Raw genomic sequence first — 13,347 nt, 5'->3', positions numbered from 1 at the left:
GCGTCCAGCGGACCGCGGACGGCGCGAGGGCTCGGGCCCGACCCCGACGTCCGGCGAATGACCGGAAGATGGCATCCCGGGCCGTTGTCGAGCCCGCGGTCGGGGCCTAGTGTTGGCGGTGGCCTGTCCCGGCGCGACCGGGCATGGCAGGGACTGTGATCTTGGTCGGCGGGATGTCGACGCCGACGCGACGCGGTGCAGGGCGCTGAGGGAAGCGCTTCGCAGCGCGCACGCACCACCGTCCGTCCGTGCTCGGCGCGGTCGGCGATCCTTTGGTGTCCGTGCCCGACGGCGCGGACCGTAGGCCCCGTTCGAGGAGCTTCCTCTCATGTCCATTCATTCGTCCCTGTGGCGTCTTGGCGCCCTGGCTGCGGCCTCTGCCCTAGTGTTCTCGGCTGCCACCGGCGTCAGCGCAGCACCCCCGGCGCCGCCCTCCTCCAGTGACGCCCTGGTGACCTCGGGCAGTCCTTGGACCATGTTCCCGCGTAACAAGCAGAATGAGCCATCCATCGCCCGTGACCCCATCTCGGGAACACTCATCGCGGGAGCCAACGAAGAGATCGACCTCGCGCCATGCAGGCAGACCTCGAGTGGGGCCGGGTCCTGCCCGTTCACGCCAGGGGTGGGCCTGAGCGGCGTCTACATCTCGACGGACAACGGCACGACCTGGAAGCAGCCCGCGTACACCGGGTACTCGGCACGCACAGGCCAGGGTGTACAGGGCGGGCCGATCGGCACCCTCCCCAACTACGCCGAGGCCGGCCTCGTTTCCAACGGCGACCCGAATCTGGCCGTCGGCCCGGCCCCTGACGCCCAGGGCCACTTCTCGTGGAGCAACGGCAGCCGCTACTACTACTCGAACCTCGTGGGCAATTTCCCGGGTGCGAACACGCTCGTGACGCCGAACTACGCGGTGGCCGTATCGCACACCGACGACATCGCCAGCGCCCTGGCCGGCAAGAATTCGGCGTGGAGCAGCCCCGCCATCGCGAGCGGCCGCCTCAACCCCGTCGTGTTCAACGACAAGAACAACATGTGGGCGGACAACGCGGCCTCGAGCCACTACTTCGGGCGCGTCTACGCATCGTGGACCTCGTTCCGCGCGGCCAACAACACGCACTCGCCCTCTGAGCCAGAGCCCATCATGGCGGCCTACTCAGACGACGGCGGCGTCACCTGGTCGAACCCCGTCCAAGTGAGCTCCGCACACGACAACGCCCACAACGGGGGTCGACAGGGCTCCATGATCCGCACCGACTCGAAGGGCAACGTCTACCTGTTCTTCGAGGGCACCGTGGGAACCCAGAGCGTGCAGATGATGGCCGTGTCGACGAACGGTGGCAAGCAGTTCGGCACACCCCGGCCAGTCGCAGACGTGACCGACGTCGGCGTGTTCGATGCATTCGCGGGCCGCTTCACGTTCGACGGCTTCGCAGGCGCCCGGACGGACAGCTTCCCGAGCGTGGACATCGCCAACGGTGCCCCGTCCGGGGCCGGTGCGACCGACCGCATCCTGCTCGGCTGGAGCGACGCGCGCAACGGTCTCGGGGCGGAGGAGTCGCTGCTGCAGACCTCGACCGACGGCGGCGCGACGTGGTCGAACCCGAGGGCCGTCCAGGCCACGGGCGACCGTCCCAACTTCACCGCCGTGGCCATCAGCCCGGACGGCCGGTCCGCCTACGCCGTGTACAACGCCTTCCACGCCGTCTACACGGACCTCAGCGCACGCCGCCCCATGGAGGGCGTCGTGGTCGCACTCGACGGCAATCTCAGCGGCGCGGTGTCTGTGCTTCACCGTGGCACGTCCGGCGACGCGCGAGCGTCCAGCTCCAACAGCCTCGTCAGCGAGTTCCTCGGCGACTACAACGCGGCCGTGGCGAGCAACACGTCGGTCTATCCGGCCTGGAACGACGTGCGTAACGCGGACAACTGCGCCGCTGTGAACGACTACCGCACCGCGCTGCGTACGCCGTCCGGAACGGCGGCGAACCAGTCGGTGGGCACTGACTGGGGCGAGGACAGCCAACCGTCGGCCGTCACCGACACGACCCCGGCCAGACCGTTCCCGCCCGCTGCGTGCGGCGCGGCATCGCGGTTCGGCAACTCCGACATCTTCTCGGGGGTCTTCACCCGCTGACACACTGATCGCGGTGGGCGGACGACGGCGGGTGCGCACCCGCCGTCGTCCGCCCCTCCTGTGTGCCGCCCGCGCGGCCGCGGGTGCCCGCTAGGAGGCCTTGAGCTCGTTGGCGATCGTCTGCGCCCAGGCCTCGATGTCCGCCCAGTCGCGGAAGTCGCCGGCCGGCAGGGCACCCTTGGCTGCTGGGAGGTGGCTCATGGCCCTCTCGGCCAAGCCCACCGGGGGCGCGGAGGGATCCCACGCGCCGAAGAACACGCGCCCGTCCCTGACATGCAGCAGGTCGGCGAACTTCTCGAACTCCTTGGGCTCGGACGATTCGAGGATGTCACGGCCCTCCTTGTCGACGGTCTCCTCGCCGACGGGGCCGCTGCTGAAGAGCCACACCGGGCGCTCGGCAAGCTCGGACTGGTGCCGTTTGGCGAAGGCCGTCGCCTCGCGCATCCAGTGATACATGTAGGCGGCGCTGCCGAGGACGACGGCGTCGTAGGGCGTGACGTCGTCGACCTCCTCGACGGGCTTGACGGTCGCTGAGAGCCCCGCGGCATTGAGCGTCGAGCCGATCCGCTCGGCGATGCCCGCGGTAGCCCCGTGCTTGCTGGCGTAGGCGACGAGGATGTTCATGGCTGGTCCTTCGAAGGTGTGCGGATGGGCGGGCCTGGAATGTCGGCTCGCCTCCACGGTGGTCCCGGATCGGCGCGCCCGACAGGGCCGAAGGACACCGGGCGCCGCGCCGAGTCCTCCCCGCGGACCTATCCAAGCCCGCGTTTGTGCGGTTCACTTAGGCACATGCGTTCTATCTGGAAGGGCGCCATCAGCTTCGGCCTGGTCAGCGTGCCCGTCAAGGTCTACAGCGCCACCGAGGACCACGACCTCAAGCTCCACCAGGTCCACGATCGGGACAAGGGGCGCATCCGCTACCAGCGCCGCTGCGAGGTGTGCGGCGAGGTCGTCGAGTATGCGGACATCGACAAGGCCTACGAGGAGGGCGGGCAGACCGTGGTCCTCACGGACGAGGATCTCAAGTCCCTGCCGGTCGAGCGCAGCCGCGAGATCGAGGTCGTCGAGTTCGTCCCGGACTCGCAGATCGATCCCATGTTCTTCGAGAAGAGCTACTACCTCGAGCCAGAGAAGATCGGCGTCAAGCCCTACCAGCTGCTCCGGCGCACCCTCGAGGAGACGGAGCTGACCGCCGTCGTGAAGTTCGCCCTGCGCCAGAAATCACGCCTCGGCGCGCTGCGGGTTCGCGGTGACGTCATGGTCCTGCAGGCGCTGCTCTGGCCGGACGAGGTGCGCGAGGCGGCCTTCCCCGTCCTGGAGGACACCGAGGTCAGGATCTCCGACAAGGAGCTCAAGATGTCATCCTCCCTCGTGGAGAGCCTCTCGTCCGAGTTCGAGCCTGAGCAGTTCGCCGACGAGTACCAGGAGCAGCTGCGCCAGCTTGTCGAGGCCAAGCTCGCCAAGGGCGACGCCGTGGACACCGAGGAGACCTTCGGCGCTCCGGCCGAGGAGGGCGAGGGCGCCGAGGTCCTCGATCTCATGGAGGCGCTGCGGCGCTCGGTCGAAAACCGGCGCAAGGCCGCCAAAGGGGCGGAGGAGCCCGCCGCGGTCTCGAGGGCATCCGCGGCTGGGCGGGGGCGGGCTGGGAAGCTGGAGGCGGCCGACGCCGAGGGGTCACCGTCCGAGGAGAAGGCGCCACCCAAGCGGCGCACCCGCAAAACCGGCTGAGCCTCCGGGGCACCCGAGCGCCATCGGCGCCGGGCGTTCGCCGTCTGTTCACCGTGGCGTCACGATGGTTCCACACGTGGGACACCCCTTGGGCCGACGATCGAAATGAAAGCGCGTTCATTGGTGCAAATGAAAGCGCGATCATTTCCCTCAGACCAAGGAGTACTCCATGAAGCGCCGATCTCTGTTCGCCGGAACCGCCCTTGCGGTGGCCGGTGCCCTGCTCACCGACTGCACGCCGCCCGGCCAGACCGCAGCCTCCGTGGGCGGCAGCGATCAGGCCTCCCTCGTCGTCTACAGCAACTCGGTCTCGGACGGCCGCGGAGACTGGCTCACCAAGGAGGCCTCGGCCGCGGGCTTCAAGCTCCAGCTCGTGGACCTCGGTGGCGGGGACGTCATGAACCGACTGAGCGCGGAGAAGAACAACCCCGTCGCGGACGTGACGTTCGGCCTCAACAACGTGTACTTCGAGAAGCTCAAGGGTCAGAACGTCCTCGAGCCGTACACTCCCGCCTGGGCGGGCGACGTGGACCCGGCCCTCGGCGACAAGGCGGGCAAGACGTTCTGGCCGATCGTCCGGGAACCCATCATGCTCGTCTACAACAAGGCCGCCTACGCCAGCCCGTCGGCCGCCCCGCAGGACTGGACCGACCTCTGGACCAACCCCGCCTTCAAGGGCCGCTACGAGGTGCCGACGTCGCTCGGCGGCGCCACGACCCAAATGGTCCTGGCCGGAATCCTCGCCCGCTACCCTGACCCGAACGGTACCCTCGGAGTGAGCCCGCAGGGCTGGGACGCAGTCAAGGCGTACTTCGCCACCGGCTCCCGCGCGGTCAAGGGCACCGACCTCTACGCCCGCATGAAGGACGGCACGGTAGACGCCGGCCAGATGTGGCTCGCGGGCAAGGCCAGCCGCGAGAAGCAGTACGGCATCGCCACGGAGGCCGTGAAGCCCGCCGTCGGGGTGCCCTACGCGGTTCAGCAGGTCGCGCTCGTCAAGGGCAGCAAGAACGCCGAGGCGGCCAAGAAGTTCATCGACTGGTTCGGCTCAGCCGAGGTCCAGTCGAAGTGGTCCAACCAGTTCTTCACGGCCCCGACGAACACCAAGGCCGCCGCGACGGCCAACAAGGACGCTATGGCGCAGACGGACGCCTTCACGCGCCAGGACATCGACTGGCAGCTCGTGGCGAAGAACATCGACAAGTGGGTCGAGAAGATCGAGCTCGAGGACCTCAAGGGCTGACCATGGTCGACTTCCACAATGCGATCGAATTTCGCGGCGTCCGCGTCTCCTTCGGCGACTTCGTGGCACTGCCGGACTACGCGCTAGAGGTCGGGGAGGGCGAATTCTTCACCCTCCTCGGCCCCTCGGGCTGCGGCAAGTCCACTGCGCTGCGCACCCTCGCCGGCTTCATCGCCCCCACCTCGGGCCAGGTCCGCATCGCGGGCCGGGACGTCACCCACCTGCCCAGCCACCGCCGGGACATCGGCATGGTGTTCCAGAACTACGCGCTGTTCCCGACCCTTTCCGTCGGCGAGAACATCGCGTTCGGCCTGAAGACCGCCAAGGTCCCGGCGGCCGAGGTCCGCGAGCGGGTCGCCGCGATCGCTCGCCAGGTCAACCTCACCCGCGAGCAGCTCGAGAAGAACGTCGCTGACCTCTCGGGCGGCCAGCAGCAGCGCGTCGCGATTGCCCGGTCCCTCGTGCTGCGCCCCAAGATCCTCCTCCTCGACGAGCCCCTCTCCAACCTCGACGCCGCCCTGCGCCAGCAGCTGCGGGTCCAGCTCAAGGACCTCCAGGAGCAGTTCGGCATCACCACCGTCTACGTGACACACGACCAGGACGAGGCCCTCATGCTCAGCGACCGCATCGCCGTCATGAATCAGGGCCGCGTCGAGCAGGTGGGCACCCCGCAGGAGGTGTACCGGCGCTCCGCCACGGAGTTCGTGTGCACGTTCGTGGGCGACGCCGTCCGCCTCGGCCCCGCACTCCTCGAGCGCCTCGGCTCCGCCGGCGCGCACCTCGACCCGGCGCTGCCGTCCTACCTGCGCGTCGAGCGGATCCGCCTCGCAGGCCGGGCCGCACAAGCGCACGACGCCGGTCCGGTCGCCTCGGGCGTCCAGATCCCGGGCCGCGTGGTGGGCCGCCGCTACCACGGCACGGCCAGCACCTACCGGATCGAGACGGGCACCGGTGAGCTGCGGGCGATCGTGCAGGAGTCCGGCGGCCACGATTATGCGCCGGGCGACGCCGTGACCGCCCTCATCGACCCGGTCGACGTCCTGCAGTACGGTCCGGACGGCCGGCTCCTGACAGCCGGAGCCGTGGCTCCTGAGCCGGCCGGGGCCCTGGTCACCGGAGTCTCGGCATGAGCGCCAATGCCCCGGTGCGGCAGCTGCTGCGCTCGCCGCTGTTCGTCGTCGTGGGCATCGTGCTCGTGTGGTTCTCGGCGGCGTTCCTCGTCTACCCCACCCTGAGGGTGCTCACCACCGTGTTCGCACCCGAGGGCCAGGTCAGCTTCAGCGCGTTCGAGCGGCTCCTCTCATCCCAGCGGGCGATGACGTCCCTGCGGAACAGCTTCCTGCTCGCCGTCGTGCTCTCGGTGACGGTCAACGCCGTCGGCATCGCGATCGTGCTGCTCACGCGGTACTTCGCGATCCGGGGCGCGCGCCTGCTGTGGCTCGGCTACGCGACCACGCTCGTGTACGGGGGCATCGTGCTCGTGGCCGGGTACAAGTTCATCTACGGCGAGCACGGCTTCCTCACGAAGCTCGCCGTGAACCTCGTCCCGAGCCTCGACCCGGGCTGGTTCTCGGGCATGTTCGCGGTGGTCTTCGTCATGACGTTCGCCACCACGGGCCACCACCTCCTGTTCCTCGGCAACGCCCTGTCCAAGGTGGACTTCGGCACGATCGAAGCCGCCCGCATGATGGGCGCCTCGGAGTGGACCGTGCTGCGCCGCGTGGTCCTGCCCACCCTCATGCCCACGGTCTACGCCCTGACGATCCTCACGTTCCTCGGCGGCCTCGGGGCGCTCGCGGCCCCGCAGGTCCTGGGCGGGACGGACTCCCAGACCATCACCCCGATGATCCTGACGTTCGCCAACGCGCCTGCCTCCCGCGACCTCGCGGCAACGCTCGCGCTCGTCCTGGGCCTCGCGACGGTGGCGCTCCTGGCCCTGCTCAACCGGCTCGAGAAGGGCGGGACCTACTTCTCCGTTGCCAAGGTCCCAGCACCGATGCAGAAGCAGCGGATCGCCAACCCGTTCGCCAGGGCCGCCGCGCACGTGCTCGCCTACGCTTTGTTCGTGGTCTACGCCGTCCCGCCCGTGCTCATCGTGCTGTTCTCCTTCACGGACGCCGCGTCGATCCAGGGCGCCTCGCTCACGTGGGGCTCGTTCACGCTGGACAATTACGTGCGCGCGCTCACCGACTACGCCGCCCTGTGGCCGTTCCTCGTGAGCATCGGGTACGCGGCGGTCGCGACCGCCGTCGTCGTGATCGGGATCCTGTTCGTGGCGCGGGCCCTCACACGGTTCCGCGGGCCCGTCGCCGCGGCGATCGAATACGTCCTGCACCTGCCGTGGATCCTGCCCTCCACCCTCATCGCGCTCGGGCTCATCCTCGCCTACGACCACAAGGAGTGGATCGTCGGGAACATGGTGCTCACCGGGACCGTCGGGCTGCTCGCGATCGCGTACATCATCCATAAGATCCCGTTCACGCTGCGCATGCTCAAGGCGGCGTTCACCGCGGTGCCGGACCAGCTCGACGAGGCGGCCGCGATCCTCGGCGCGGGCCAGTTCACCCGCTTCCGCCGCGTGATCCTGCCGATCGTGGCTCCGGCGGCCGCAGCCATCGCGGCCCTGAACTTCAACAGCCTGCTCGACGAGTACGACACCGCGGTGTTCCTCGCGCACCCGCTGTACCAGCCGCTCGGCATCGTCATCAAGAACGCCACGAGCGAGGACACGATGAGCGATGCCACGGCGCTCACGTTCGTCTACACCGTGATCCTCATGGTCATCAGCGGCATCACCATGTGGCTCGTCTACGGGCGGGGAGCATCCCGCCCCGCCAAGCGGCGGCGTCGTGCGCCCGCGCCGGCCGAACCACGAGCCGAGCGGCCCGCCGAGCCGGCCGTCGAGCCCGTGCCCCAGACCGAGCCGGCCCTCGCCGGCACCCCGAAGGAGTAGAACATGTTCGGACAGGCCCGATTCGCCGAGGCCAACGCCCCCCTCAACGCCGCGCTCGCCGCAGCGCGGCCGCTCGTCGCCGTGCACCGCGGCACGGGCCTTGGGACGATCGCGGAGAACACCTCCGCCGCCGTGACCGCGGCGCTGCGGCAGGGTGCCGAGATGGTCGAGATCGACGTCGTGCAGTCCACGGACGGCGAGTTCTTCCTCTTCCACGACGGCTACGAGCCGATGCACTTCGGCGTGGAGAAGAACATCCGCACGATGAGCGCCGCCGAGATTCGCGCGCTCGAGTACCGGTGGTGCTCGGACGCCGCCGGGGTGCGGTACGGCGTGGCGGAGCTGGCCGACGTCGTGCGTGCCCACCCCGCGGCCCTGTTCAACGTGGACCGCTCATGGTGGTTCTGGCCGGACCTTCTGCCGACCCTCGACCGGCTCGACGTCCTCGGGCGCGCCGTCCTCAAGTCCCCGGTCGAGGACGAGTGGCTCGGGCTGCTCGCCGCGCATCCGGTCAAGCACGCGTTCGCGCCCATGGTCCGCAGCCACGAGGACGTGATCCGCGTTCTCGCCATGCAGGAGATCAACACCGTCGGGTTCGAGCTGCTCGCCGAGTCCCCGGACCATGAGTTCGCGCAGGCCGGCTACATCGAGTGGCTCCACTCGCAGGGGTGCTTCGCCCTGCTGAACGCGATCAACCTCAACAACCGCGTGCCGCTCTTCTGCGGCTGGGACGACGAGACCTCCGTCCTCGCCGATCCGGACCTCGGGTGGGGCCGGCTCGCCGCCCTCGGGGCGGACGTTATCCAGACCGACTGGCCGGGCCTGCTCGTGCCGTGGCGCGATGCGCTCGGAGTGGAGCGCGCGAGCGAGCCGGCGACGGCGTGAGCCGGGGCCTGGGGATGAGGACGACGGCCAGTAGAGACGGCCAGTAGAGTGAGGCGCATGCCGCGCGACGCCGAGACCCCGGGTGCCGCCGTCGGGTCGCCGCTTGCCGTGCGCATGGACGACGTCGCCGAGCGGGCACGGGTCTCGCGAGCCACCGTCTCGAGGGTCCTCATGGGAACCGCACGGGTCTCGGAGGCCACCCAGGTGCGCGTCCTCGACGCGATGCGCGAGCTCGGCTACGTGCCCAACACGATCGCCCAAGGGCTCGCCGCCCGGCGCACCGATCTCGTCGGGCTGCTCCTGCGCGACCCCCGGAACCCGGCCTACGGCCTCCTTCACGCCGAGGTCCAGACGGAGGCCGCGCGCCATGGACTGCAGCTCATCAGCGTGGTGCCCACGCCCACCGAGGGGGTCGAGGACGAGCTGGCAGGGCTGCGCCGGCTCCTCGGCCTGCGGGTCGGGGGGCTCATGGTCTCCACGGGCGTGATCCGCGCGGCGGATCTCGAACCGTTCCTCGACGCCGTCCCTGTGGTCTCCGTTGGAAGGATCGAGGAGCACCCTGGAATCTACGGGGTCAGCTACGACGAGGACACGAACGCCGCGATCGTTGCCGGGCGGGTGGCCGAAGCGGGCCACCGCTCCGTGGCGGTGATCATTCCGGACATCAGGGTCTCGACCGCCGAGAATCGGCGGGGGCTAGGGATGGCGGCCGATCTCGAAGGCCGTGGCCTCGATGTGCACCGCGTCGAGGCGAACAGCTTCGGAACCAACGTCGACGGGTACGACGACGTCGTGTCCCTCGTGCGCGCAGGATCCATCACCGCAGCACTCTTCCCCTCCGACTGGCGGGCCCTCGGCTTCCTGGACCGTGCCGACGCCGAGGGGCTCCGCGTGCCCGAGGACATGTCGGTCACCGGCATCGACGGCGTCATGCCGGGCATCGAACGGATGGGGCTGACGTCACTGCGCATCCCGGTGCGCGAGGTGGCCGTCCGCGGCGTCGAGGTCCTCGACCGAATGGTCCGGGACCGGGGGAGTGTGGAGATCCGCCATGAGCGCTTCCCCGGGACTTTCCTCCCAGGGCGAACCCTCGGGGCGCCGCCACCACACTGAGCTTGCCTAGAACTATTGAAGCTTCAACTAAAATAGGCGTATCATGGATCTATGACCGCCGAGAAGCCTCCCGTCCTGTTCCTCTCCCATGGCGCCCCGCCGCTCGCCGACGATGCGCTGTGGACGCGCCAGCTCGCCGACTGGTCCGCGACCTTCGGCAAGCCCAAGGACATCCTCATGGTCTCGGCCCACTGGGAGAACGCCCCGGTCTCGCTGAGTGCCACCGAGCGCCGCCAGGAGCTCGTCTACGACTTCTGGGGCTTCCCGCAGAAGTACTACGACGTCCGGTATGACGCGCCGCTCGCCCCCGAGCTGGCCAATGAGGTCGCGAAGCTCACCTCGGACCACGGGCACCATGTCGAGCGGGACGAGAGCCGCGGGCTCGACCACGGCGCCTACGTGCCGCTCAAGGAGATGTTCCCCGGCGCCGACGTCCCCGTGGTGCAGATGTCCATGCCGACCCTCGATCCGCGTGGGCTCTTCGAGCTCGGCCGCACCCTCGCGCCGCTGCGTGACCGCGGCACGCTCATCGTCGGCTCGGGCTTCACGACCCACAACCTGCACTGGTTCAACCCCGCCGCGGGCCCGGACGGCACCCCGCCGGCGGCGTCCTCCGAGTTCGACCACTGGGCCGAGGAGACGATGGCTGCCGGAGACGTCGACTCGATCCTCGACTTCATCCACAAGGCGCCCGCCGCCCGCCAGGCGCACCCGCGCTCTGAGCACTGGGCCCCGCTCTATGTGGCCCTCGGCGCGGCCTCCGAGTCCGGCGGGATCGAGGCGAAGACGGCGATCGAGGGCTTCTGGTTCGGCCTCTCCAAGCGGTCCTGGACGCTCAGCTGACCTGATCGGATCGAAGCGAGGGGGCCGCAGCGCGAGGCGGCATGGCGCACGATGGCGAGTGGTCGCCGTCGTGCGCCATGTCCGCCGGTGCGGTGAGGTGCTTCGCGTGAGGCGCCTGACGCGAGGTCAGACGTCGAGGCACCAGTCGATCTGGATGGTCGCGCCGCGGGCAAGGTAGGGGTGGCCCGCGAGGAGGTCGCGCGCCTCGGCGAGTGACTTGGCCTCGAGGATCGAGAAGCCCGAGATCTCCGCCGGTGCGGCGGCGGCGCCGGACGCGAGCTGGCCGGCGAGGTACACGGGTGCCCCGGGGTCTACCAAAGCGTCGCCGAGCGCCTCGTCGGCCCAGGCATGGAAGGCGGCGCGGTTGGCGGCGACGACATCCGGTGAGGGGTGGGGCATGTTGTGGTACGTGATGAGGAAGCGTGCCATGGTGATCGTCCTTCCGCGGTGGTGGCGCCACACTATCGTCACGGACGCCGTGCCGGTCAGCCGCCGCGCCGCGGGGTGTACCGGTGCTGGGCGAGGCTGCGGCGGCGAGGGCGTCGAGCACCGCGCCCTCGGTTACGGTGCGGGACTTTGTGAGCTGCACGGATGCGGGCAGGAGGTGTCTGCGTGGGGTGATGCATCTGTGCGTCACATCTGCGCCACGTCGCCCCGTTAGCATGACCCCCGCGGGATCCCGCGAACACCCGAAGAGGAAGTTGCACCCATGAGCAGCGAGACGATCGAGTTCGACAACAAGTGCGCTTTCGCCGTGATGGTCGGCGGAGCCGCCAAGGCGCCAGAGGCCAAGCCGGCGCACAGCGTCTCCCGGGACGGTAAGACCTTCGGCTTCAGCGGCGCCGTGCCGAAGGCCTTGTTCCAGATCATCCCGGGCAGCGCCAACCGTGCGCAGCGCGCGTGGGCCAAGGCCCAGGCCTGATCACAGACGCCCCAGTGCGCGGCCAGGTCGACAGGGTATCTACCCTGTCGACCTGGCCGCGCATGCGTCTGCCGTCAGCAGCCCTCGTAGTCGCTGAGCACCTGGACCTTGGCCGCGGAGGCAGAGGCCGGGTCGAACGTGTACCCGATCCACTCGCGGGCGAGCCGGCGGGCGAGCTTGAGTCCCCACGACGCGCTGGCCCATGTTGAAGTCCTCGTTGAGCAAGGTCCCGGCGCCGTTGCGGCAGTGCCGGCGGCCTAGGCCACGGTGAACCGCAGGGGCAGGCTGGCCCACGAGCGGAGGGTGTTGTTGAGGTGCCGCCGCGGGGTCGCCGCGAGCTCGATGGCCTCGACGCGTCGGGCGAGGGCGCCCATGACGGCGGTGGCCTCGGCCCGCGCGACGTGCTGGCCCACGCATTGGTGGAGGCCGAAGCCGTAGCCCACGTGCCCGGACGGGTCGCGGTCGACGTCGAACACGTCCGGGTCCTCCCAGCGGCGGGGATCGCGGTTCGCGGCGCCCAGGAAGAGGACCGCCTTGGAACCGGCCGGGATGACGGTCCCGCCGATCTCGACGTCCCGGGTCGCGGTCCGGAAGAAGCTCTGCACGGGGGACTCCAGCCGGACGGCCTCGTCGAAGGACCCCCGGATCAGTGCGGGCTGGCGGCGCAGCCGCTCCCACGCGCGGGGATGGGTGGCGACGGCGTGGAGGAATGCGGCGATCCCGTTGACGGTCGTGTCCACGCCAGCCGTGAGGAGCGAGCGGACTATGAGGGGTGCCTGCTCGTGGGTGATGTCGCCGCGGTCGGCGGCCTCCCAGATCTGCGCCCCGAACCCGCTCTCAGAAAGGGCCTCCCTGGCGCACTGCGAGGCCACCCAGCCGGACAGCGCGCCGACTCTCTCGGCGTCGCGTTCGACGAGCGCGTTCCGCGGCCCGAAAGCGTTGAACGCCATGTCCCCGTAGGGCAGCAGATTCTCGCGGCCGTCGGGCCCGATGCCCACGGCGTCGGGGAAGACGCGCAGGGGATAGGCCCCGGCGAGGTCCGGGACGGCGTCGAACTCGAGGGCGCCGCCGGAGGCCCGGGCGAGCAGGGTGTCGACGAGCTCGGCGGCGTCCGCCTCCCACGCCTCGCGCAGCCTGGCGAGCTGCCGCGGCCCGAGGATGGTCGTGAGCACGGCACGGGGCGCGTCGTGGTGCGGCGGGTCCGCCTCGAGCAGGAGGCTCGGCGGACGCCACGGAGCCTCGGTGCGGAAGTTGGCGAGGCCTACGCCCGCGCCGGACTCGAACGACTGCCAGTCGGTCAGCGCGGCCTGCACCTCCGCGTGCCGGCCCATGGCGTAGACCCCGTACTTGGCGAGGACGACGACAGGCCCCGCCTCCCTGAGCTCGTGCTGGAACGGCAGGGGGTCGGCGAGGACGCGCGGACCGAACGGGTCGGCGTCGATGATGGGCAGGGTGGAGGCGGCGGTGGGCATAGTGGGGCTCCTGGAGTGGCGAAGGCTGAGGGAACGGATGGGGGACGGTTG

General features: G+C 69.9%; 12 protein-coding genes and 1 pseudogene. 9 read left to right on the top strand and 4 right to left on the bottom strand.

Features of this window, described 5'->3' with window-relative positions; all coding sequences use genetic code 11:
- Window positions 1–328 precede the first annotated feature (328 nt).
- A complete protein-coding gene (locus tag AB5L97_RS16595; RefSeq protein WP_369045481.1) occupies window positions 329–2,137 on the top strand; it encodes a hypothetical protein in 1,809 nt (602 codons plus the stop codon).
- Window positions 2,138–2,227: 90 nt separating this feature from the next.
- Here the strand turns inward: AB5L97_RS16595 and AB5L97_RS16590 are convergent, their stop codons facing one another.
- A complete protein-coding gene (locus AB5L97_RS16590; RefSeq protein ID WP_369045480.1) occupies window positions 2,228–2,761 on the bottom strand; it encodes a flavodoxin domain-containing protein in 534 nt (177 codons plus the stop codon).
- A gap of 165 nt (window positions 2,762–2,926) precedes the next feature.
- Between AB5L97_RS16590 and AB5L97_RS16585 the strand changes: the two genes are divergently transcribed.
- From AB5L97_RS16585 to AB5L97_RS16555, 7 genes are all read left to right on the top strand, one after another.
- Window positions 2,927–3,865: a Ku protein gene (locus AB5L97_RS16585; protein WP_369045479.1), complete on the top strand. Its 939-nt coding sequence runs from the start codon at window positions 2,927–2,929 to the stop codon at window positions 3,863–3,865.
- A 169-nt stretch (window positions 3,866–4,034) separates the two neighbouring features.
- Window positions 4,035–5,108: an extracellular solute-binding protein gene (locus tag AB5L97_RS16580; protein WP_369045478.1), complete on the top strand. Its 1,074-nt coding sequence runs from the start codon at window positions 4,035–4,037 to the stop codon at window positions 5,106–5,108.
- Window positions 5,109–5,110: 2 nt separating this feature from the next.
- A complete protein-coding gene (locus tag AB5L97_RS16575) occupies window positions 5,111–6,238 on the top strand; it encodes an ABC transporter ATP-binding protein (RefSeq protein WP_369045477.1) in 1,128 nt (375 codons plus the stop codon).
- Complete coding sequence (locus tag AB5L97_RS16570) at window positions 6,235–8,061, top strand: ABC transporter permease (RefSeq protein WP_369045476.1); 1,827 nt, start codon at window positions 6,235–6,237, stop codon at window positions 8,059–8,061. Before AB5L97_RS16575 ends, AB5L97_RS16570 begins: the two co-directional genes overlap by 4 nt.
- A 3-nt stretch (window positions 8,062–8,064) precedes the next feature.
- Window positions 8,065–8,946: a glycerophosphodiester phosphodiesterase family protein gene (locus AB5L97_RS16565; protein WP_369045474.1), complete on the top strand. Its 882-nt coding sequence runs from the start codon at window positions 8,065–8,067 to the stop codon at window positions 8,944–8,946.
- A 57-nt stretch (window positions 8,947–9,003) separates the two neighbouring features.
- Complete coding sequence (locus tag AB5L97_RS16560) at window positions 9,004–10,059, top strand: LacI family DNA-binding transcriptional regulator (protein WP_369045473.1); 1,056 nt, start codon at window positions 9,004–9,006, stop codon at window positions 10,057–10,059.
- A 51-nt stretch (window positions 10,060–10,110) separates the two neighbouring features.
- A complete protein-coding gene (locus AB5L97_RS16555; RefSeq protein ID WP_307958494.1) occupies window positions 10,111–10,902 on the top strand; it encodes a dioxygenase in 792 nt (263 codons plus the stop codon).
- Between the two features lie 126 nt (window positions 10,903–11,028).
- Here the strand turns inward: AB5L97_RS16555 and AB5L97_RS16550 are convergent, their stop codons facing one another.
- Window positions 11,029–11,331 carry a hypothetical protein gene (locus AB5L97_RS16550; protein WP_307958493.1) on the bottom strand — a complete coding sequence of 101 codons (303 nt, stop codon included), beginning with the start codon at window positions 11,329–11,331 and terminating at the stop codon, window positions 11,029–11,031.
- 280 nt (window positions 11,332–11,611) lie between these two features.
- On the opposite strand from AB5L97_RS16550, the gene AB5L97_RS16545 reads away from it, so the two are divergent.
- Window positions 11,612–11,824: a hypothetical protein gene (locus tag AB5L97_RS16545; protein WP_307958599.1), complete on the top strand. Its 213-nt coding sequence runs from the start codon at window positions 11,612–11,614 to the stop codon at window positions 11,822–11,824.
- 74 nt (window positions 11,825–11,898) lie between these two features.
- Here the strand turns inward: AB5L97_RS16545 and AB5L97_RS16540 are convergent.
- Window positions 11,899–12,028: pseudogene (locus AB5L97_RS16540) on the bottom strand (D-erythrulose-4-phosphate isomerase 1); the annotation flags it as partial.
- A gap of 53 nt (window positions 12,029–12,081) precedes the next feature.
- Entirely contained in the window at window positions 12,082–13,296 is a 1,215-nt protein-coding gene (locus AB5L97_RS16535; RefSeq protein ID WP_369045471.1) for a cytochrome P450, read from the bottom strand.
- Window positions 13,297–13,347: the final 51 nt, after the last annotated feature.

This window comes from Sinomonas sp. P10A9 (assembly GCF_041022165.1).
GTDB lineage: Bacteria > Actinomycetota > Actinomycetes > Actinomycetales > Micrococcaceae > Sinomonas > Sinomonas puerhi.
Note: the sequence above shows the minus strand (reverse complement) of the source record. Positions and strands in the feature narration are given on the sequence as shown.